Genomic DNA, 21,386 nt, shown 5'->3' on the forward strand with positions numbered 1-21,386 from the left:
ACGGCGCGCTCAGCGTCAACCGAGCTTCTGCCGCCCCTCGAACGCGCGGCCGAGAGTGACCTCATCGGCGAACTCGAGGTCGCCGCCGACCGGCAGGCCGGAGGCGAGTCGGGTGACCGGCACTTCGATGGCGGTCAGGAGCCGCGAGAGGTAGGCTGCGGTTGCTTCGCCTTCCAGGTTCGGGTCGGTCGCGATGATGACCTCATGCACTTCGGTGCTCGAAAGACGCGTCATGAGCTGCGGGATGCTGAGATCGTCGGGCCCGATGCCGTCGATCGGGCTGATCGCCCCGCCGAGCACGTGGTAGAGACCGCGGAACTGGCGGGTCCGCTCGATCGCCACGACGTCTTTCGGCTCCTCGACGACGCAGATCAGCGACTGGTCGCGCCGAGGGTCGCGGCAGATGGCGCAGCGCTCCTCCTGGGTGATGTTGCCGCAGACCTCGCAGAAGCGCACCTTTTCGCGAACCTCGATGAGCAGCTCGGAGAGTCGCGAGACGTCGAAGTTCTGGGTCTGCAGAATGTGGAACGCGATGCGCTGCGCCGACTTGGGGCCGATGCCGGGGAGCCTGCCGAATTCGTCGATGAGCTCCTGCACGATGCCGTCGTACACGGGCTACCCCTCTCTCCGGACGGGGAGCGGACGCTCCTCGATGAACTTCGCTCCGAGCACCTCGCGAACGACTGCTTCACCGTACCGCGTGAAGGCGGGTGCGGTGGAACGCCGCTCGGGCTCGGCGGTCTCCGCGGGCGACGGCGGATCCTCGGCTGCGGACTGGGTCGCCGCGGCGGGCTGAGCCTCGGCCACGGACTGAGCCACCGCGGCCGGGGGCTGCGGTGCTCGTGCCGGCTCGCCCGGTTCGGCATAGGGATCCCCCGCGACGTCAGCGTAGGGATCGTCATCGGGGTCACCGTACGCGTCGGGGTCAGGGTACGCGGGATCCGGATCGACGGTGCGCGGAACCTCGGGCACGGGTGCCGCCGGGGCCGAACGCTGGTCCGCAGCGGGGGGTTCGGCGACGGGGTTCGCGGGAGGGGCGGGAGCGGGTTCCGCTGCAGGCACGGGAGCAGGATCGGGAGCGGCCAAGGGGCCCTCGGGCGTCTGCGCGCGCGGTGGTGCTGACGGTGGCGTTACCCCGCCCTGGAGCGTGCTGATGCGGGCGGCGGCTCGGGCGAGCACGTCGTCGACGGAGCTCGTCGCGTGGTCCGTGCCCGGTGTGCGGGTGCCGCCCGACGCTGCGGGGGCTGCCGAGGCGTCTGGGGGCGTGTCCGCCGAAGACGGCCCGCCTCGGTGGGGCTCCTCAGTGTCGCCGGAGGGCTCGGCGGCAGGGCTCGGGCGCTGTGCTGATTCACGAGGGGCCTGCTGCGTGATCCCCGAGCTGTCGCCCGTCTGCGCCGGCGGCACGGAACCGGGCGGAACCTGCTTCGGCACATAGCGGACCCGCACGCCCACCGCGGCGAGGATGGTCTCACGGAGCGGACCGGCACCGGAAGCCTTGAAGCTGTTGAGGTCGGAGCCGCTCGCGAACCCGATCGTGAGCATGTCGCGCTCGAGGCCGAGCGGTACCGCGACGCGCACGGCGTTCCAGGCGTCGCGGTCGGATTCGAGGATCTCCTCGAGCAGTTCGGGCCACATGTCCGCGAGTTCGGAGAAGCTGACGTCGCCGCCCGAGTCTGCCGCTGCAGCAGGCGCGGGCGATTCAGCGGGCTGAGGCGCGGACGGGGCTGCGGAACCAGGCGCGGCTTCAGGCAACGGCTGAGCGGCGTCCGCGGATGTCGCAGGATCGCCGGCGGGTGTCGGCGTCGCATCTGTCGGCGCTGACACTGCATCGGCGGGTGCCGAGGAAGGGTTCTGCGACTGCTGCTCCGTCTGGGGTGCGGCTGCGGCGCGCTCATCCATCATGCCGAGCACGTCGGTGACCGGGCGCCCGAATGCTGCGGTGCCAGCTGAATCGGTGCGGAGGAACTCGCGCGCCGCTCTCGCCGCCTCTGCAGCGTTCATCTCGGAGGACTCGGGCGCCGCCTGTGCAGGAGCGGGAGCAGATGACTGCGCCGGCCCGGACGCCGGTGGCGCTGCGGAAGCCGGGGCGGAGGCTGCAGCCTCGGGCGCCGGGGCCGGGACGGAGGGCGACGGCTGAACCGAGGGCGACGCCGACGTCTGGTGCGGTGCCTGCCGAGCCGGCTGGGCACCCCCTGCGGCGAGCGCCTGCGAGAGGCTGCCCCCGCCCCCGTCCGTCTGAGCCGAGCGCTCGACGAGTGCGCGGGCGATCATGAGCTCAAGCTGCAATCGCGGTGCGGTGGCTCCGCTCATCTTGTCGAGCGCTTCGCTCACGATGTCGGCGATGCGCGAGAGCTCGCCTCGTCCGAAGGACTGGGCCTGCTCGAACATCCGCTGGAGCTGGTCTTCGGGTACACCCCGGAATACGGCAGCTGCACCCTGCACCGTCGTGGCGCTGACCACGATGAGGTCGCGGAGGCGCTCGAGGAGGTCTTCGACGAAGCGACGCGGATCCTGCCCCGTCTGCACGACGCGGTCGGTGGCGGTGAACGCGGCCGCGGAGTCGCCCGCTCCGAGCGCGACCACGACGTCGTCGAGAAGCTCGGTGTGGGTGAAACCGAGCAGGCCGGCGGCACGGGTCGCGGTGACGGTCCGGTTCTCGGACCCCGCGATGAGCTGGTCGAGGATCGAGAGAGTGTCGCGCACCGATCCCCCGCCCGAGCGCACCACGAGCGGCAGCACGCCTGGTTCGACGGTGATGCCCTCGCTGTCGCAGAGCGACTGCACGTACTCGATGAGCGTCGCCGGGGCGATGAGGCGGAACGGGTAGTGGTGGGTGCGCGAGCGGATGGTGCCGATCACCTTGTCTGGCTCCGTCGTCGCGAAGACGAACTTCACGTGCGGCGGCGGCTCCTCCACGATCTTCAGCAGCGCGTTGAAGCCGCCAGGCGTCACCATGTGGGCCTCGTCGATGATGAAGATCTTGAAGCGGTCGCGTGCCGGAGCGAAGACGGCGCGCTCGCGCAGGTCGCGCGCGTCGTCGACACCGCCGTGGCTCGCGGCGTCGATCTCGACGACGTCGAGCGAACCCCCGCCGTCGCGGCTGAGCTCGACGCAGCTGGGGCAGGTGCCGCACGGGGTGTCGGTGGGACCCTCGGCGCAGTTCAGGCAGCGGGCGAGGATGCGCGCCGATGTGGTCTTGCCGCACCCGCGAGGACCGCTGAACAGGTAGGCGTGGCCGACCCGCTCGGAACGCAGCGCGGTCATGAGGGGTTCGGTGACCTGCGACTGTCCGATCATCTCGGAGAAGGCTTCTGGCCGATAGCGGCGGTAGAGTGCGGTGACCACCCGACCATGGTATCGGTGGGCTCCGACATCCGTCAGTGCGCGACGGACTCCCAGGCCTGACGTGCGATCTCGGCCTCCTCGTCGGTGGGCACGACGAGCACCGCGACGCGCGAGGCATCGGAGCTGATGACACGCGGTCCCGAGTCCTGGGCAGCGTTCCGCTCTTCGTCGAGGCGGATGCCGAACCAGTCGAGGTCGCTGCACACCTCGGCGCGCACGGCCGCGTCGTTCTCGCCGACGCCCGCGGTGAAGACGATCGTGTCGGCTCCGCCGAGCTCGACGAGGTACGCCCCGAGGTAGTGCCGGATCCGGCGTCCGTAGATCCTGAGCGCCAGCGCGGCGCGCTCATCCCCATCAGCCGCGGCCTTCCGCACGTCGCGCATGTCGACGCTGCCGCTCAGCCCGCGCAGCCCGGAGTGCTGGTTCAGGAGTCCGTCGACCTGGTCGGCGCTCATGCCCGATCGGAGCAGGTGGAGGATCGCACCGGGGTCGATATCCCCGGAGCGGGATCCCATGACGAGCCCCTCGAGCGGCGTCAGCCCCATCGAGGTGTCGACCGACCTGCCGCCGTCGATCGCGCAGACGGAGGCACCGTTGCCGAGGTGGAGCACGATCTGCCGGAGCGCCGTCACGGGTTCTCCGAGCAGCTCGGCCGCCCGCTGCGACACCACCTGGTGCGAGGTGCCGTGGAACCCGTACCGGCGCACCCCGTACTCATCGGCGACCGCGAGGTCGATCGCGTAGGTGTACGCCTCGGCTGGCAGCGTCTGATGGAAGGCGGTGTCGAAGACGGCGATGTGCGGCACGTCGGGCAGCAGCAGCCGTGCCGCCGCGATGGCTTGGGCGTGAGCCGGATTGTGGAGGGGAGCGAGTTCAGAGAGTTCGAGGATCCGCTCCGCGACCGCGTCGTCGATGAGCGTCGGGCCGACGAAGTCGGATCCGCCCTGGACCACCCGGTGGCCCACCGCCGCGACCCCGAGGGTCGGCAACGGGGATCCCGCTGCCGCGAATGACCGCACGATCTCGCGGAACGCCTCCGTGTGATCGGCTGCCTCCACCGTTCGGTCCGCCGTCGCCCCGCCCTGCCGGTGGGAGGAGCGGGCGGCGCCGTGCCCGATGCGCTCGATCAGACCCGAGGCGAGGCGCTCACCCGATTCGGGATCGATGAGCTGGTACTTGATCGACGAGGATCCGCTGTTGACCACGAGCACCGTGCGCATCGTCGGCCCCTTCCCTTATTCGGCGTCCGCGCGCTCGCGCTGCGCGGCGGTGATGGCGATCGTGTTCACGATGTCCTCGACGGTGGCTCCTCGCGACAGGTCGTTGACCGGCCGGTTGAGCCCCTGGAGAACGGGGCCGATGGCCACCGCCCCGGCCGAGCGCTGCACGGCCTTGTAGGTGTTGTTGCCCGTGTTGAGGTCGGGGAAGACGAAGACGGTCGCGCGACCGGCGACCTCCGATTCGGGGAGCTTGGCCGCGCCCGCCACCGGATCGCTCGCGGCGTCGTACTGGATCGGCCCCTCGACACGGAGGTCGGGCTTCGATTCGCGCACGATCCGGGTCGCCTCTCGGACCTTGTCGACGTCCGCTCCCGATCCGGATTCCCCGGTCGAGTACGAGAGCATGGCAACGCGGGGGTCGACGCCGAAGCGCTCGGCCGTCTCGGCGGAGGAGATCGCGATCGCCGCGAGCTGCTCGGCGTCGGGATCCGGGTTGACCGCGCAGTCACCGTAGACCAGCACGCGGTCGGCGAGCGCCATGAAGAATACGCTCGACACGACAGCGACCCCCGGTCGGGTTTTGATGATCTCGAGGCTCGGCCGGATCGTGTGCGCTGTGGTGTGCGCGGCCCCGGAGACCATGCCGTCCGCCAGCCCGGCGTGGACCATCATCGTGCCGAAGTAGCTCACATCGGCGACGATGTCCCACGCCGTCTCCGGGGTGACGCCGCGATGCGCTCTGAGGCGGGCGTACTCTTCGGCGAACTGCTCACGGAGTGGCGAGGTGGCCGGGTCCACCACGGCGGCATCGTCGAGTGCGAGTCCGAGTTCGGAGCCCCGCTGCCGCACCTCGGCTTCGTCGCCGAGGAGCGTGATCCGGACGATCCCGCGCGCGAGCACACTGCTCGCGGCACGGAGCACGCGGTCATCCGCACCCTCCGGCAGCACGATGTGGGCGTCTGCGGCGGCGGCCCGCTCGAACAGTTCGTAGGCGAACATGGTCGGGGTCCGCGTGCTGCTCCGCTGCACCGAGAGGCGCTCACGCAGCGCTTCGGTGTCGACGTGGGAGCGGAACTGGGCGAGGGCGGTATCGAATTTGCGGGGCGACTCGCGCGTCAGCAGCCCGCGGGAACGGGTGATCCGCTGGACCGTGTCGAACGTGCCGTGGGAGGTGCGGATCACCGGCAGCGACGCCGCGATGCCGTCGAGCAGCCGCTCGACATCGGGCGCGAGCGCGAAGTCGCCGTTCAGCACCACGGCGGCGAGCGTCGGGAAGGTGGGCGCCTCGTGCGCCACCGTCACCGCGAGAAGCGTCTCGGCGCGATCGGCGGCGATCACCACGACGGCGCCCTCGATGAGACGCGGAAGCACGTTCGGCATCGACATGCCGGCGACGACGACGTCGGTGACCTCGCGGGCGAGCAGGTCATCATCACTTGCGCGGACGATGCGACCGTCGACCGCCTCGATGATCGCGCTCACGGGAGGGGCGACGAGCACGGCATCCTCTGGGATCGCCCAGACTGGCGCCCCGCTCGGCACGACCGCCCCGACGGTCGCGACGATGTCCTCCAACCCTGCTGGGTCGGCCCGGTTGACGATCACGGCGGCGAGTGTGACGTGCGCGGCGCGGAGCTCGCTCATGCCGAGCTCCGCGACCTGCGCTATCTCAGCCGGCGACCGCGGAGTGGATTTGCCGAGCGCCTCGGGTTCGTCGTGGAGACGCCCGCCGATGACGAGCAGCACCGGTGCGTCGAGGTTCGCGGCGATGCGGGCATTGAACGCAAGCTCGGTGGGTGCCGCGACGTCGGAGAAATCGGACCCGACGGTGACGACGGCGTCGCACCGCGCGAGGAGGGCGCGGTACGCGGCGACGATGGTGGTGAGCGCCGCTTCGGGATCCCGGTGCGCCTCCTCGTAGGTGGCGCCGACGCAGTCGTCGTAGGCGACGTCGGAGCCGGCGTGGGCCAGAAGCAGTTCGAGCACCCGATCGCGCTGGTCGCGGGAGCGGATGAGCGGGCGGAATACGCCCACGCGCGGCGCGTGGGGCAGCAGGGCGTCGAGGACCCCGAGCGCGACGGCGCTCTTGCCCGAGCGGCCCTCGGCCGAGGTGAGGTAGATGCTCGCAGTCACGGGACCAGCCTATGCACTCCCGCCTGCGCCCGCTTGACCGATCTCTCACACCCCCACTACGCTGTAGCATGTCACATATTGAGAGACATGATCGGAGTCGCATTTGACCCACGAACCGCTCACCCCGGAACTCGAGCGCACCGTCGCAGCCGCGGCGGCCGCGGCACCGACCTTCGCTTCCGCCGCTCCCCGCGATCGCGCCGCCGCCCTCGTCGCGGTCGCTGACGCACTCGAAGCGCACCGCGAGAGCCTGGTCGAGACGGGAGCGGCCGAGACGGGCCTCACCACCGCTCGCCTGAACGGCGAGCTCACCCGGACCGCCGTGCAGCTGCGGATGTTCGCCGACACCGCGATCGCCGGCGACGAGATCGACGCGCGCATCGACGAGGCCGACAGCGAGTACGCGCTCGGCGTGCGCCCCGACGTGCGCCGCATGCACCTCCCCCTCGGTCCGGTGCTGAACTTCGCGGCGTCGAACTTCCCGTTCGCCTTCTCAGTCGCCGGCGGAGACACGGCGGCCGCGCTCGCGGCCGGGTGCCCCGTCATCGTGAAGGCGCACTCGGGACACCCGAAACTCTCGGACGCCACAGCACAGGTGGTCAGCGATGCGCTCAGCGCTGCCGGCATGCCGGAGGGGACCTTCGGCCTCATCCACGGTCAGGAGAACGGCGTCGCCGTGCTGCAGGACCCGCGGATCAAGGCCGGAGCATTCACGGGGTCCATCGCAGCGGGCCGCCGCCTCGCAGACATCGCGGCCGCACGGCCCGCGCCGATCCCGTTCTTCGGAGAGCTCGGCAGTGTGAACCCGGTCTTCATCACCCCCGCCGCCGTCGCGGAGCGCGCCGACGAGCTCGCCTCAGGCCTTGTCACGAGCGTGTCGGGTTCTGCCGGACAGCTCTGCACCAAGCCCGGATTCGTCTTCCTGCCGGAGGGGCACGACCTCGACACTGCAATCGCGGCGGCCGCCGCGGATATCCCGGAGCACCGGATGCTCGGCCCGCGCATCGCCTCGGGGTTCGCCGACCGACGCGATGAGATCCTCGCAGCCGATGGCGTGCGGGTGATCGCCGACGGTGGCGTCCGATTCGACGATGACGGACAGGGCTGGGTCACCGCGACCATCGTCGCCGTCTCGCTCGACGACTTCCGCCGGAACCACGAAGCACTCATCGAGGAGGCCTTCGGACCCCTCACGATCATCGTCGAGACGCCTGCGGGAACCGACCTCGCCTCGCTCCTTCCCGAGTTCTTCGCGGGGAACCTCACGGGAACGGTGCACCTGAGCGCCGAGGAGGCCGCGGGGTCGACCGACAACCGGGCAGACCTCGCCGCGCTCGTCGCAGCGCTGAGCCAGCAGGTGGGTCGCGTGCTCTTCAACGGCTGGCCGACGGGTGTCGCGGTCACCCCCGCGATGCAGCACGGCGGACCCTGGCCCGCGACGACCAACGACTCCAGCACCTCGGTGGGCAGCGCCGCGATTCAGCGGTTCGTGCGCCCCGTCGCCTACCAGAGCGCACCCGAGGCACTGCTGCCGATTGCCCTGCGCGATGACAATCCGCTCGGAGTGCCGCAGCGACGCTCCCCCGCAGGAGATTCGAAGACCTGGGGCGACGCGGCGCGACGCTGAGCCAGTCGACCGGTATCGCGGCATCGGCGATGAGGCGGCCGGGACAGCGCCCGACCGCCTCATCGCGTACGGTCACTCGACTCGTCGTCCAGCGAGCAGCACGGCCTCGCGCGCTTCAGGCGACCAGAGCGCCGACGGGGTGGACATCGGGTCCTGGGACAGCACGACGGCGTCTCCGTAGGCACCGGGGCGCAGGTGCCCGAGCGCACGGTCACCCAGGATCTCTGCGTTGACGACCGTCATGGCGTGCAGCGTTGCCTCTGCACCGGAGGCTTCGACCTGCAGTTGGACACCCCGGAGCTGGTCGTCTTCGAGATCTCCCATGAGGTCGCTGCCGAATCCGACTTGCACCCCGGCATCGAGCGCGATGCGGATCGCCTCCTGTCCGCGAGTGAGGACCTCCTCGTTCTTCGCGAGCGACACTTCATTGAGCCCGAGGCCCGCACCGCGGCGGCTCATCGCGTCGTATGCGGCCAGAGTCGGAACCAGGTAGGCGCTGCGCCTGGCCATCTCCCTAGCGGTCTTCCGGTCGAGCAGATTCCCGTGCTCGATGGTGCGCACCCCGTTCTCGATCGCGTGCATGATCGCCTCGGGCGAGTAGGCGTGCGCCGCAACGTAGCTCTTCCGGCGCGCAGCCTCCGCCGTCACCGTCTGCAGTTCCTCCGGCGCGTACTGCGGCACGCTCAGCGGGTCCGTGAGCGAGAAGACGCCACCCGAGGTCATCACCTTGATCGCGTGCGCTCCGGTGCGCAACCGTTCGCGGACGGCGACACGTAGCGCATCGACACCGTCGACGATCTCGCACATGTGCCCGTGACTGAAACAGACGTCGACGTGCTCCGAGCGCGGGTCCCCGTGTCCACCGGTCTGGCTCAGAGCGGGCCCGGTGAAGAAGTACCGCGGAGCGGTGATCACTCCGGTGTCCCTCGCGCGCAGCAGCCCGATGTCGCCTCCCGCGACATCGCGCACCGTGGTGAAGCCGCGGCGAAGCGCTTTACCGAGACGCGCAGCGCCGTTCACCGCCGCAAAACTCAGCGGTCCGCGTTCATTCTCGAACCCGTCCATGCTCGTGGCGTAGGCGTGGAAGTGGTTGTCGATGAGTCCTGGAAGCACCCAGAAGCCCCGACCGTCGAACGACTCGGCACCGGGGTCCGGCGCATCCGCGACGATCCCGTCGACGATGTGCAGGTCACGCAAGGAGAATCCCACCTCGTTCCCGTCCCACACTCGCGCCTGACGGATCGTGATCGAGCGGTCTGATTTCATGTCTGCACTCCTGGGGTTCATCCGATATTGCCGAGAGATGCGGCCGGAGCGGAGTTCGCGCTCCGGCCGCACGGTTCTAGCCGCGCAGCTGCGCTGTCTCCGCTTCGTCGATCGTGTAGTCGGGGCGGACCGCGACGCCGTAGTCGCTTCGTGCCGCAAGCGCGGAGACGAAGCCGTTGCGGACGTCCCTGGCCACCGCCGCGGGGTCGCGATCGAACGGATTTCCGTACCCGCCGCCGCCACCGGTCTGATTCACCAGGACCTCGCCTGCGTCCAACTGGTTGTAGCTCCCGCCCTGCACGACCTCGCGCGGAGTGCCGGGGTTGAGGACGACGCGGTTCGGGCTCCCCTCGAGACCACCATCGATCGACCACGGACTCGTCCGGGTCTTGTAGACCAGGCAGATCCCGGTGGCCGGTGCGGTGAACCTATACGTGCGGCTCACTCCGACACCTCCGCGGAATCGACCGGCGCCTCCGGTATCCGGACGGTACCCGTAGTGGTCGATGATCATCGAGGACTTTGCTTCGAGGACCTCGACCGGGTTGTTCCGGCAGCCCGGCTCCGAGAGATGCATGATGCCGTCCTCGCCGTCATGCGTCGCGGAGCCGCCGTAGCCCACCGCCTCATTGGTGGCTTCCTGCCAGAAGTCCCCCGTGCGAGGGTTTACGCCGAGACCCATCATTGAGCAGACGTCTCCGCCAGAGCAGGCCGGCACGCGATCGGGCATCCCCTGGGCCAGCGCTTTCAGAATGACTTCGCCTGCGAGAAGTCCTGTCCAGAGGGTGAACGTCGGCATCGGTTCGACGGCGTGCATCACCGAACCGGGTACCGTTACGACCCTCAGAGGAGCGAAGTTGCCGGCTACAACGGGCGAATCGGGGGTCGTGAGCGATTTGAAGATGAGGCTCGACAGCGCTTCCGTCTGTCCGGGCGGAAGGTTGATCGGTCCGCGGACGTTCTCTGCGCTCCCCGTCCAGTCGACAATCATCTCGTCATCGGTCACCGTGACGGTGCAGTGCATCTTGACGAGCGTGTCCAGGTCAATCCCGTCGTGATCGAGATAGTCGGTCGCCGACCAGGATCCGCGCGGAAGTTTCGCGAGCGCAAGGCGCGCGAGCCGTTCGCCGTGCTCGTTGATGGTCCGCATCGACTCGCCGAGGGTCTCCACACCGTATTTCTCGGCGAGCTCCTGCGTCCGCTTCACGCCGGTGACGCAGGCGGACACCTGCGCCTGAATATCGCCGATCGTGTGCTTCGGGGTCCGGCTGTTGAACCTGATGATGTTGAAGACGTCCGCGTTCCGCTCGCCGCGTCGATACAGCTTCGAGGCGGGCATCACCAACCCTTCCTGCGCCTTATCCGTGGAGTCGAGAACGTACCCGGGATCTTTCTGATTCAAGTCCGTGATGTGGACACGGCACGAGGCGAAGCCGATCAGCTGCCCGTCGAAATGAATCGGGGCGAACACCAGCGGATCAAGCGTGTGAGCGCTCGACCAGTAGGGGTGATTGATGATGAACACGTCACCCGCCTCCATAGAGTCCGCTCCGAGGAATTCGATGGAGTGTTTGATTCCGGCGTCGTTCCCCCTCGTGAACACGGCGATTCCCGGCGCATCCGCCACCACGTCGCCGTTCGCGTCGTGAATGCCGATGCCGTAGTCGTGAATCTCGTACACGACCGTGTTGTAGGCGGTGCGGCAGAGATTTCTGGCGATCTCCTCAGCGGCCGCGAGCAGACCGTGTCGGATGATCTCGGTGGTGATTGCATCAGCCATGTTCAGGCCCCTTTCGTCGCGGTCTGGATAGAAATGCTGAGTTCGCCATAGCTCCCGACCCGTAAGCGATCGCCTGCGTGGAGAACCGTCGTCGCCGTGTGCTCCGTGATGACGGCGGGACCATCAACCGTGTCACCGGCGCGCAGGTCCTCGCGCGCGATCAGCGCGTAATCGACAGCCGTATCTCCCGGCTGCATCACGGTGCGGCGACCCCTGGGGTAATCGTCACCCGGGCGACGTTTGTCGGCGAACGGAAGATCGGGCTTGCTCACCTTTCCCACTGCGTTGAGCCGGAGCGTCGTCGTCTCGATGGGGTCGTCCATCGTGTGCCCGTACTGACGCTGATGGAGCCGGTCGAATTGCTCCCTGATGGCAGCGCGCGGGTCTCCCTGACCACTCGGGAAATCGATCGTCACGGCGTGTTCCTGGCCCGAATAGCGAACCGACACGACCCTCCGGAACTCCATCTGGCCAGGTGAGAATCCTTCCGCTTTCAAGGTCTCAGTCGCTTCCGCTTCCATTCCGGCGAAGAGTTCGTGGACGGCCTGCGAGTCGAGGTCGTCGAGCGGCTGAATGCTCGTGCGAGAGGAGTCGTGCTGCACATCGGCCATGAGCATGCCGAGCGCCGAGAACGCGCCCTGCCCTGGGGGCACGATCACCTCGGGAATGCCCAGCTCACGGGCGACATCAACGGCGACCAAGCCCCCTCCGCCTCCGAATGAGAGCAGCGCGAAGTCCTGCGGGTCGTGCCCCAGCTCGATCGTGATCGCGCGCACGGCTCCCATGATCTTCGTGTTCGAGATCTGGATCATCCCCCTGGCGAGCTCGGTGACCGAGAGGCCCAGCTGCTCGGCGATGGGCGCGAGCGCGGTGATCGAACGGTCGCGGTCGAGGGTGAGCTCGCCTCCCAGCGGCGTATCCGCACCCAGATACCCGATCGCCAGCGCGGCGTCGGTGAACGTCGGCTGCGTTCCGCCGCGGCCGTATGCGGCAGGACCGGGCAGCGCACCGGCGCTTTTGGGCCCGACCTGCAGGGCACCAGCGTCGTCCAGATAGCCGAGTGAACCCCCGCCTGCCCCGATCGTGTGGATATAGAGGGAGGGCGTGTTGATCGGCAATCCCTCGAATTCCGCCCCGTGGTATCGCACCGGCTCACCCTCGAGCACCAGTGAGGCATCGAGACTTGTACCCCCCATGTCGATGGTGATCAGGTTCGGACGGTCGATGAGCTTCGCGAACGCCGCTGCGCCGACGACTCCGCCCGCTGGCCCTGAAAGGATGAGATTTACCGGCTGCTCCCGAGCAGCGGAGGCGGTCATCGCGCCCCCTCCCGATCTCGACATGAGGAACCGCCCATCAAAGCCGCGTTTCGCGAGTTCGTCCTCCAGTGCGCGGAGGTAGCTGCGCATGATGGGCTTGATATAGGCATCGAGCACGGCCGTGCTCGTCCGTTCGTATTCGCGGTATTCGCGGGACAACTCGTGAGACAGCGTCACTTCGACGTTCGGCGCTTCCTCTTCGAGGATCTCGCGCATGCGACGCTCATGTGCCGGGTTCGCGTACGAGTGGAGGAATCCGACGGCCACGGCGGTGTAGCCGCGGTGCGCGATCTCACGGGCGACTTCACGAGCATCGGCGTCGTCGAATGGCGTGACGACGCTACCGGAGACCGAACTCCGCTCCGTGACCTCGAAGGTGTCGTATCGTTCGAGTAGCGGCTCGGGTTTGCGATAGGAGAAGTCGTACATGACCTTCCGGTCGGTCCGGCCGAGCAGGTACACGTCACGGAAGCCGCGCGTCGCGATCGTCGCGATCCTCGCCCCGGACCGCGTCAGAAGCGAGTTGAGGCCGAGCGTACTGCCGTGGTTGAACGTGGTGACGGTCGCGAGATCGGCATCCGCCTTCTCGAACGCGGCAAGCACCCCGGAGGTCGGCTCATCCGGAGTAGTGGGGACTTTTTCGAAGCGAAGTTCGCCGGTCTCCGGCACCAGTTTCACCACATCGGTGAATGTGCCGCCGACATCAATGGCGATGCGAACGTTTTCGGGCATGCGAGGGATTCCTTTCCCATAGTGGTCGAGATGTGAGGTGACGGGTCGGCGCTGATGCGCTCAGCGTCTCGTCCGGTCCGCGGCGGCAAGTCCCACCGCAGCGAGGATGATGAAACCCGTCACCATGTCCTTGAGCTGGGGGTTCAAATTCAGTAGGTCGAATCCGTTGCCGATGAGCGCGATCAGGAACACGCCCGCAACCGACCTCCACACCGCTCCGACTCCGCCGTAGATGCTGGTGCCGCCCAGAATGACGGCGGCGATCGCACTGAGCTCGAGCCCCGCCCCCGCCAGGGGCTGACCTGAAGCGATACGCGAGACGCCGATCGCGGCGGCGCTCCCTGCCGCGAGGCCGCTCAGCATGAAGACGATCACGCGGGTCCGATTCACCCTGATCCCCGAGAGCTCGGCGGCTTCGGCGTTGCCGCCGACGGCGTAGACGTGACGCCCGAACACCGACCTCGAGAGGAGAAACCACATTCCCGCGACGACGACGATCATGACGATCACTGCGATGAAGATGCCGCCGATACGATCGCGGCCGAGAGCGGTGAAACCCGGAGTCGTGACGGTGATCAAGCTTCCCCCGGTGACCAGTACCGCGACCGTCGTGAAGATCATCGATGACGCGAGCGTCGCAAGGAATGAGTGCACTCGTAAGCGAGTGATCACCGCGCCGTTGAACGCCCCGAGAACAAGTCCGATCACCGGTGCGGCGAGCAGCGCGAGCCAGGGGTTCCCCAGCGTCACTGCGAGCCAGGCCGCGACGACGCCGGCGACACTGTAGATCGCGCCGGTGGAGAGGTCGAAGTTCCCCGAGACGATGACGAAGGTGCCCGCGGAGGCGATGATCACCAGCGGCGCGTTCTGGTTGAGGATGTTCACGATGTTCGCAAACGTGAAGAAGGATGGTGAGAGCAAGGCGAGCGCAGCGATCACTGCGAGCAGCAGAATGACGACAGCGTACTCGATCACCAGGTCGCGTGCGGAGAGCTTTCGGCGGGCCCGCATCTCGGTCACTGTGGTGTTGACGGCCTCGCTCATGCTGCGGGCTCCTCTCCGGTGGTCACGTGGAAAAGCCGGAACAGCACCTGCTCCACGGTGGTGTGTCGGGGGTCAATTTCGTCGAAGGTCCGTCCCCCTGCGACGAGGTAGGCGCGATGCGCGAGCTCCATGACCTCCTCGTGCTCCGATGAGATCAGCACGACCGCGATACCTTCGGCTGCGAGGTGCGCGATGAGCTCGTAGATCGTGCGTTTCGCCCCGACGTCGACGCCTCGAGTGGGCTCGTCGAGGACGATGAGCCTCGGTCGCGCGGCGAGCGCCTTGCCGAGGAGCGCCTTCTGCTGATTTCCTCCCGAGAACCAGCTGACTGGCAATTCGATGTCGAGCGGTCTCATCTCCATCGCCCTGGCGTGCTCGAGTGCGGTCTCCCGTTCACGGGAGCGCTGAACGACACCCATGCGTGAGCGAGCACCGAGGCTCGCGAGGGCAATGTTCTCGCGCACCGATCGTTGCAGGATGAGGCCGTCTCGATGTCGGTCCTCGGAGGCGAAGACGAACCCGGCCTCGATGGACCGCTTCGGGGATGCCGAGGTCCAGTCCTTCCCATCGAACACGACCGACCCGCCGAGCACGGGATCGATACCGAAGACGGCGCGGAGGCACTCGGTGCGCCCGCTGCCGACGAGGCCGAGGAGGCCGACGATCTCGCCGGGTCGCACCTCGAACGACATGTCCTCGACGCCCGTCCGGGTGCGAAGGTGATCGACCCGCAGAATCGGCGGCTGCGCCTGGGCGGGCCCCGCGGCGCGCTCGGGGTACGCCTGATCCATCTCCCGCCCCAGCATCGCCGTGACCAGGTCGTGTTTGGTGACCGCGGCCGCTGCAACGGTGTCGATTCGCCGCCCGTCACGCATGACGGTAATGCGGTCTGCCACTTCGAGCACTGAATCGAGGAAGTGTGAGACGTAGATGACGCAACAGCCGCGATCGCGCAGAAGCCGCATGAGGTCTTCGAGCTGGCGCATCTCGTGGGCGGTGAGGGAGGAGGTTGGCTCGTCCATCACGATCACTCGCGCGTCGCGGGCGAGCGACCGGAGGATCTCGACCTTCTGCTGATCGGCGATGCGGAGATCGCGCACGTGGGTGCGACCATCGATGCCAAACCCGATATCCGCGTCCAAGCGTCGGTAACGGTCGAGCACGTTGCCGCGCTCGATGCCCCAACGGTGTTCTTCCGCCCCGAGGAAGACGTTCTGGGCGACCGTCAGATCCGGGACGAGCGCAAGTTCCTGGGCAATCATGGCGACCCCTCTGCGCTGGGCGGTTCCCGGGTCCCACCGTCCGACGGATGCGCCATCCACGAGGAGTTCCCCCTGGTCAGCTGAGTACACCCCGGCGATGACCTTCCCGAGCGTGGACTTGCCTGCGCCGTTCTCACCGACGAAGGCGTGGATCTCTCCTCGGCGTACGGTGAGCGAAACATTGCTCAGCGCCTGCGTGGCCCCGAAGCGCTTGCCGATTCCGCGGAGCTCGACAGCGTCGACCTCGGAAGCCGCGCGCGTCGACGGGATCTCTTGATCAGCCATTCCACTCACCCGTGAACTCGGGCGCGGCCTCCAGGTCGTCTCGCGTGACGATGGGGCCGAGATCGACCAGCGAGTCCGCGTCGATCACCGCAGTGACGTTCTCTCCCCTGATCGCAGCTACGGCCTGCTCCAGTGCGGCCTCACCCATGCTGACCGGGAAGTTCAGGTAGTCGTTCGTCCACAGGCCGTCCCGGACCGCCTGGACGGCCTCCGTGGTCCCGCCGCCTCCGGTGAGGAAGACGGATGCGGGATCAATACCGGCATTCTCGAGGGCGATCTGGGCGCCGAGCGTCTGCTGATCGGCATTGCTCAGGATGCCGCTGATGTCCGGGTTGCCCTGCAGCAGATTCGACACGGCCGACAGGGACTGATCCCGGTCGTACGCGCCCTCGACGGTCCCGACGATCTCGATGTTGTCGTGTCCGCCGAGCACCGTCTCCCAGGCTTCGATCCGCTCGATGTCGAGCGGGGAGTTGAGGAGGCCGGCGAGCAGTCCGATCTTGCACGGGTCGATGTCTGCGCAGTAGTCGACCACCGATTCCGCTTGCGCGGTCGCACCGACGGCTGGGGGTGTCGCGATGGTCGAGACGACGCCGTCGACCTGGGGCTCCATCTCGGAGATGTCCGGGCCGATCGGGTTGAGCACCGTGACGACGGGAATGTCGCTGCCGAGCGGGAATGCTGCGCCCAGGCCCGGTCCGTCGTGCGGAACCACGACGACGCCGTCGGCCTGACCGGTCGTTCCCACGTTCTGCAGCTGGGAGAGCTGGGTGTTCGCGTCGAACTGGCCGTCCTGGATCTTGGTGTTGATGGTGATGCCGAGCTCCTCGGAGAGCTCGGCCGCCCGCTGCTCGATTCCGGTGTTCACGGCCTGGTTGTAGCCGTTCTGCGAAGAGGAGGCGAGCAGGACTATGGTGAGGGATTCTCCGTCGCCGCCCGTTCCATCTGAGCTGCACGCGACGAACACGGTGGAGAGCGCGATGGCTCCCACTCCGGCGAGGGTACGAGTGATGCGCTTCATTGCAATCTACTTTCTGAGTGGCGGGGTCAGGGAGTGGTCGTGACAGCGTGGTCGATCCGGAAGAGGCGGGCAGCGCCGATCTCGGCGTCGCCCAGCAGCATCCGAAGCTCGGGACCGATTCGGTCGCGGCGCGGATGGTCCAACCACTCCTGATACGCCCCCTCGTCCGGCCATACTGCGGACACGAGGATCTCGTGCGAGCCATCGGTCGCGACCGAGATCTCCGATGAGATCGCCCGGGTGAGATCGAGGGATTCCTGAAGGATGTGCTCGGCGCGGTACAGGCCGAGCACGGCGGCACTGTCCTCCCTGAGCGGGTGCAGGGTCAAAAGGCTTCGAATCATGTGGTTCGTACTCCGTCGTCTGGCCAACATCGCTCTGAGCGAGCGCAGACTGAACATACCTCGCACGTACTCCCCGGCATTGTGCATTGTGCACAGGCCAGGGACGAAGTAATGTGCACATATGCGAGTGGGTGTCGCGTTGTGGCCGAATTCCGTGACGTGCGGGTGGATGTCGCCGGACGGAAACCGCACCGCCAGCGGTGAGCCCGAGCCTCACGATGGTCGGGATTCCACTCTGCGTGCCGCGCTGCGACGGGCCCTCTCTACCGTGTCGGAACGATGTGGGGAAGTCGCCGGCGAGCCCACGTCGATCGTGTTCGACGCAAGCCCTCTGCTTGATCTGAGCGTCCGACCCACCACCACACTCATCCGAATCGCACCACGGCCACCACTCGACGCGCAGCACGAGGAGGAGATCTCCCCCGAGGCCACCCGCGTCGTTCACGTTCGCGGCGGTCACACTGCGCTGGGGGAAGAGCTGGTCCCGCTCGACACCGACGCTCTCCGCTCGGTGGCCGTAACCGCGGCCGCCGGCGAGCGCTTCGTGATCACCGGCGCCGGCTCCGTGGTGAACGCCGAGCATGAACGACGCGCGGGAGAGATTCTGCTGGAGCACGCCGAACCGGCGGGCATCGAATACGGGCACGCCTTCCCCGCGAGTTCTTTCACTCTGCGCGAGGCCACCGCACTCGCGAACAGTTCGCTCCTCACCCAAGCCGTCGCGCTCGGCACGAATCTGGCCCTTGCAGCAGAGGACATCGCTCCCGATGCACGGATGTACGTCGCGACGAACGACGGGGGATGCACCCCTCTGGCCCGCCTGTCGAGCGCTCCGGTCCACTCCGCCATCTCGGGCCAGGCCACTGAACTGGTGGGTGCTGCCGCACTCTGCGGCGTTCGCGACGGACGCGTCATCGTCGCAGACACGGACGGCGAGGCGCTCGGAGAGTTCGTCTCTGGCGTGCCGACGGTCGTCGCCGGCCCATCGCGCGCGCACGGCCTCGATCTCGCGATCCGCAGCGCGCACGTGCTCCCCGCTTCCGAGGAGCACGTCTCCGGCAGAGCCGAACGCCCGGTGCTGCTCGCGCGGGGTGGCATCGATCCAGGGTTCATCGGGCTCGACGCCCGCGTACATCTCGATGAGGATCTCCGCGCGATCGGTGCAGGTCGCCTCCCCCTCACCGAGTGGGAGGAACGCACCCTGAGCGTCGCCAGCGCGTCGGAAATGAATCAGGAAGTGGAGACCGCGGAGGCACGGGTACGCGCACGACTAGTTTCGTTCGGCGCCGCCCCCTCCGAGGTCCGCATCCACGAGTCGCGAGTCATCGCCACGGCCTACGAGCTTCCCCGCGTCGTTTCCGTCCGGGTGCGGGGCGTCGCGTTCAGGGCGGGGACCGCATGAGACTCAGTACCGATGAAATCCAGCATCTCAGGACAGGTGCGATGTTCCTCGCCTGCTGCCCGGACCCCGAGTGGTGCGACGAGCAGACCGCGCGCATCGTGTCGTACATGGCCAGATCCGGCGAATCGCCCGACCTCGTCGAGGTGACGGATCTCCCTGCAGATGCGCTCGTCGTTTCACTGGGCTATGTGAACAACGGACTGCCGCTCTCCGACCTCCGTCCAGTCGGCGACGAGTTCTCGACCAGCCTCGAACTCGTCGAAGATGCCCTCGGTCAGAAGGTCTCCGGCATCATGCCCCTGGCCGGCGCGAACATCAATGCACTGGTCCCGGCCATGACCGCTCTCCAGCTCGGCATCCCAGTGGTCGACGCCGACCCGATGGGCCGAGTGTTCCCGCTGCTCTACCAGTCCGTGTTCACTTTGGCCGGCCTCCCCGCCGGGCCGGTCGGCGCGACGGGTCCGAACGGCGAATCCGCGCTGCTCGATGTCGAGAACCCGCTGCGAGCGGAACGCCTCGTCCGCGCACTTGCCGGAGAGTTCGGCGGATGGTCGGCGACCGCGCTGTATCCGATGACCGCCCGGCTCCTCCACGAGCACGGAATTCTCGGGAGCGTTTCGCGAATGATTCGCATTGGACGCGTGCTGAATGCGGCGATCTCGGTTCCGGAGAAGCATGCCGAGCTGCGGCGGGCCGAGGGAGTGCGGCGTATCATCCGAGCACGAGTGAGCGACACCGCCGGGATCTCCCGCCCCGCCCCGCCCGGGCAGCCGGACAACCCGTCGACCGTCGTCCTCATCGAGGAGAGCCAGGGACGGATCGTCCAGATCGAAATTCAGAACGAGTTGTTGCTCCTGCTCGTCGACGGAGATGTCATCGCGGCCGTGCCGGACATCATCACCATGCTCCGCCCGGAGGACGGAAGCGTGGCGAGCCTCAATGATCTCTGGGTCGGGAACCAACTCGACATCGTCGTCCTCCCCGCACCGGCCCAGTGGTATGCGCCCGCCGCAGTCGATCTCGTGGGTCCCGCCGCGCTGCACGTGTGGTTGCAGACCCGTGGAAGGAAATAAGCGTGTCACTCACCGGAACCGTGCTCCTCAGAGACCTCGCGGGCTCGCATGAACTTCGCGGTCTGGATGTTCTGCATCTAGCCTCGCCGATGAGCCCGGTCCGCGACCTCGCACTGCTCACCGATGTCGAGGAGATCGCCACGGTCGGGCCGGACACAGTCGTGCTGCTCACGCGCGAGGTCGCACGCGGAGGGTGGGTGATCTCGGCCGCGCTCCGCTACGCCTGGGAGCGGAAGGCATGCGCACTGATCGTGCCGCAGCAGAGCACGACCCGCACGGTGCGAGAGCTCGCGGAGCGCTTGGACGTGTCGCTGCTCACGACGAACGAGAACATGACGAAACTCGCGATCGACATGGCGATGCAGATCGGCGTCGCCCGCGCGGGAGTGCTCTCACGGGTGCAGTCGTTCAGCGAGCGGATCTCGAGGGAAACCACGCTCGACGGCGCTCTCGACTGCGTGTCGATCGAGCTCGCCGGTGCCGGCGTCGCGATTGAGACCGCTGGCACGACGGTGTTTCACCGAGGGGTGCTTTCGACGCTCGCGGACGCCTCGGAGATCGGCCGGGGAACGCGCATAGTGGTCCCGCTCGGACTTGGCAGCGCACCGGGAGACGCGCTGGTCGCCACCGTCGCCGGTGTCGCGGAGGCCAACGCCAGACACGTCCTCGAGACCGCCGGCCCGCACGTGCGCGCGCTCCTCGCGGAGACGCGGCTCCGCGCTCTGCAGGCAGCGCTCCCCGTCATGTCCTATTCGACGCTGACCGGCACTCACCTGGGCCGCGGGTTCGACGCTCCGCCGGTGGACTCCGCAACGGGGACGGCCCCCTGGCCGCTTGGCGGCCGCTACATCGCGATCTGCCTCCTCGCCGACGATGTCGACCGAGCCGCACCGGCGGTGCACCACCTGTGGACCGAGCGTTTCGAAAGCCTCCCCCTCTCCCGCTTTTCGGAGGGGTGGGTTGGGTGTGTCCCGGTGACCGGGGACGGGGACCGCGCGCGCCTGATAGCGGACATCAGCAGACGGATCGCCCATGCGTCTCCCCGGCTCGCGATGATCGGGGTCTCCCGCGAACGTGAGACCGCGGAGGAGGCACCAGCGGCGATCCGTGAGGCCTGGCTCGCCGCCCGCCTCGCCGATCCCGAGGGCCCGATTCCGATCGTGGACTTCGAAAGACTCCACGAGCATCTGCTCAGCAGACTGCTCCCAGAGGACTTCGCCGCCCACTGCGCCGCGGTGCTCTTCCCTCGACTCGTTGCCGATGACCAGGCCAGGGAGCTCATCGCGGCGGTCGTCGCCTACCTCGAGTGCTGCGGTTCGGTCACCCGAGCAGCGGAGCGGATCGGCGTACACCGGAACACCCTCCAGAGCCGCCTCCAGCGGGCGGAGGGCCTGGGAGTAGCGCTCGCAAGCGCATCGGATCTGCTGGACACCTTCATGCTTCTCGCATCATTGCATCGCTCGGCACTTCGCAGCCCGGAATCTACCCGCTGAAGCCGCGCGTGCAGAGCACTCGCACCCGTGCTACCATGTG

15 protein-coding genes are annotated in these 21,386 nt (G+C 67.9%); 4 read left to right on the plus strand and 11 right to left on the minus strand.

Translation table 11 applies throughout. The features are described from left to right. Window positions 1-15 precede the first annotated feature (15 nt). The 4 genes from recR to pta are packed head-to-tail and all read right to left on the minus strand — an operon-like array spanning window position 16 to window position 6,698. Window positions 16-612 carry a recombination mediator RecR gene (gene recR, locus K8P10_RS12605; RefSeq protein WP_224779253.1) on the minus strand — a complete coding sequence of 199 codons (597 nt, stop codon included), beginning with the start codon at window positions 610-612 and terminating at the stop codon, window positions 16-18. A gap of 3 nt (window positions 613-615) precedes the next feature. Beyond that, window positions 616-3,345 carry a DNA polymerase III subunit gamma and tau gene (locus K8P10_RS12610; RefSeq protein ID WP_224779254.1) on the minus strand — a complete coding sequence of 910 codons (2,730 nt, stop codon included), beginning with the start codon at window positions 3,343-3,345 and terminating at the stop codon, window positions 616-618. A gap of 32 nt (window positions 3,346-3,377) precedes the next feature. Further along, a complete protein-coding gene (locus tag K8P10_RS12615; protein ID WP_224779255.1) occupies window positions 3,378-4,565 on the minus strand; it encodes an acetate/propionate family kinase in 1,188 nt (395 codons plus the stop codon). Window positions 4,566-4,580: 15 nt separating this feature from the next. Beyond that, window positions 4,581-6,698, minus strand: a complete 2,118-nt coding sequence (gene pta, locus K8P10_RS12620) for a phosphate acetyltransferase (protein WP_224779256.1) — start codon at window positions 6,696-6,698, stop codon at window positions 4,581-4,583. A gap of 103 nt (window positions 6,699-6,801) precedes the next feature. On the opposite strand from pta, the gene K8P10_RS12625 reads away from it, so the two are divergent. Continuing rightward, window positions 6,802-8,325 (plus strand): aldehyde dehydrogenase (NADP(+)), encoded by a 1,524-nt coding sequence (locus K8P10_RS12625; RefSeq protein WP_224779257.1) that lies wholly within the window; start codon window positions 6,802-6,804, stop codon window positions 8,323-8,325. 72 nt (window positions 8,326-8,397) lie between these two features. On the opposite strand, the gene K8P10_RS12630 is transcribed toward K8P10_RS12625, so the two are convergent. The 7 genes from K8P10_RS12630 to K8P10_RS12660 form a co-directional block, all read right to left on the minus strand. Next, entirely contained in the window at window positions 8,398-9,591 is a 1,194-nt protein-coding gene (locus tag K8P10_RS12630; protein WP_224779258.1) for an amidohydrolase family protein, read from the minus strand. 76 nt (window positions 9,592-9,667) lie between these two features. After that, on the minus strand, window positions 9,668-11,371 hold the full coding sequence (locus K8P10_RS12635) for a hydantoinase B/oxoprolinase family protein (RefSeq protein WP_224779259.1): 1,704 nt from the start codon (window positions 11,369-11,371) through the stop codon (window positions 9,668-9,670). Window positions 11,372-11,373: 2 nt separating this feature from the next. Beyond that, the gene (locus K8P10_RS12640) at window positions 11,374-13,422 is read right to left on the minus strand and encodes a hydantoinase/oxoprolinase family protein (RefSeq protein ID WP_224779260.1); all 2,049 of its coding nucleotides are present in this window, start codon (window positions 13,420-13,422) and stop codon (window positions 11,374-11,376) included. A 60-nt stretch (window positions 13,423-13,482) separates the two neighbouring features. Beyond that, complete coding sequence (locus tag K8P10_RS12645) at window positions 13,483-14,466, minus strand: ABC transporter permease (RefSeq protein ID WP_224779261.1); 984 nt, start codon at window positions 14,464-14,466, stop codon at window positions 13,483-13,485. Then, entirely contained in the window at window positions 14,463-16,013 is a 1,551-nt protein-coding gene (locus tag K8P10_RS12650) for a sugar ABC transporter ATP-binding protein (RefSeq protein WP_224779262.1), read from the minus strand. Before K8P10_RS12650 ends, K8P10_RS12645 begins: the two co-directional genes overlap by 4 nt. Next, on the minus strand, window positions 16,006-17,034 hold the full coding sequence (locus K8P10_RS12655) for a sugar ABC transporter substrate-binding protein (protein WP_224779263.1): 1,029 nt from the start codon (window positions 17,032-17,034) through the stop codon (window positions 16,006-16,008). Before K8P10_RS12655 ends, K8P10_RS12650 begins: the two co-directional genes overlap by 8 nt. A 26-nt stretch (window positions 17,035-17,060) precedes the next feature. Then, on the minus strand, window positions 17,061-17,378 hold the full coding sequence (locus tag K8P10_RS12660) for a hypothetical protein (protein ID WP_224779264.1): 318 nt from the start codon (window positions 17,376-17,378) through the stop codon (window positions 17,061-17,063). A gap of 313 nt (window positions 17,379-17,691) precedes the next feature. Here K8P10_RS12660 and K8P10_RS12665 point away from each other — a divergent pair, with 313 nt between their 5' ends. From K8P10_RS12665 to K8P10_RS12675, 3 genes are read left to right on the plus strand one after another with little or no spacing between them, the layout of a single operon-like run. Beyond that, window positions 17,692-18,780 carry a hydantoinase/oxoprolinase N-terminal domain-containing protein gene (locus K8P10_RS12665; RefSeq protein ID WP_224779265.1) on the plus strand — a complete coding sequence of 363 codons (1,089 nt, stop codon included), beginning with the start codon at window positions 17,692-17,694 and terminating at the stop codon, window positions 18,778-18,780. Continuing rightward, window positions 18,777-19,853: a DUF917 domain-containing protein gene (locus K8P10_RS12670; protein WP_224779266.1), complete on the plus strand. Its 1,077-nt coding sequence runs from the start codon at window positions 18,777-18,779 to the stop codon at window positions 19,851-19,853. The genes K8P10_RS12665 and K8P10_RS12670 overlap by 4 nt, the downstream gene beginning before the upstream one ends. 2 nt (window positions 19,854-19,855) lie before the next feature. Beyond that, window positions 19,856-21,346, plus strand: coding sequence for a helix-turn-helix domain-containing protein (locus tag K8P10_RS12675; RefSeq protein ID WP_224779267.1), 1,491 nt, complete (start codon window positions 19,856-19,858; stop codon window positions 21,344-21,346). Window positions 21,347-21,386: the final 40 nt, after the last annotated feature.

The sequence above is a fragment of the Leucobacter sp. Psy1 genome (assembly GCF_020096995.1).
Taxonomy (GTDB): domain Bacteria; phylum Actinomycetota; class Actinomycetes; order Actinomycetales; family Microbacteriaceae; genus Leucobacter.

Coding starts and splice junctions, on each gene's coding strand:
- K8P10_RS12615 (WP_224779255.1), bottom strand. CDS start 4,565: ATGCGCACGGTGCTCGTGGTCAACAGCGGATCCTCGTCGATCAAGTAC.
- K8P10_RS12630 (WP_224779258.1), bottom strand. CDS start 9,591: ATGAAATCAGACCGCTCGATCACGATCCGTCAGGCGCGAGTGTGGGAC.
- K8P10_RS12635 (WP_224779259.1), bottom strand. CDS start 11,371: ATGGCTGATGCAATCACCACCGAGATCATCCGACACGGTCTGCTCGCG.
- K8P10_RS12640 (WP_224779260.1), bottom strand. CDS start 13,422: ATGCCCGAAAACGTTCGCATCGCCATTGATGTCGGCGGCACATTCACC.
- K8P10_RS12645 (WP_224779261.1), bottom strand. CDS start 14,466: ATGAGCGAGGCCGTCAACACCACAGTGACCGAGATGCGGGCCCGCCGA.
- K8P10_RS12650 (WP_224779262.1), bottom strand. CDS start 16,013: ATGGCTGATCAAGAGATCCCGTCGACGCGCGCGGCTTCCGAGGTCGAC.
- K8P10_RS12655 (WP_224779263.1), bottom strand. CDS start 17,034: ATGAAGCGCATCACTCGTACCCTCGCCGGAGTGGGAGCCATCGCGCTC.
- K8P10_RS12660 (WP_224779264.1), bottom strand. CDS start 17,378: ATGATTCGAAGCCTTTTGACCCTGCACCCGCTCAGGGAGGACAGTGCC.
- K8P10_RS12670 (WP_224779266.1), top strand. CDS start 18,777: ATGAGACTCAGTACCGATGAAATCCAGCATCTCAGGACAGGTGCGATG.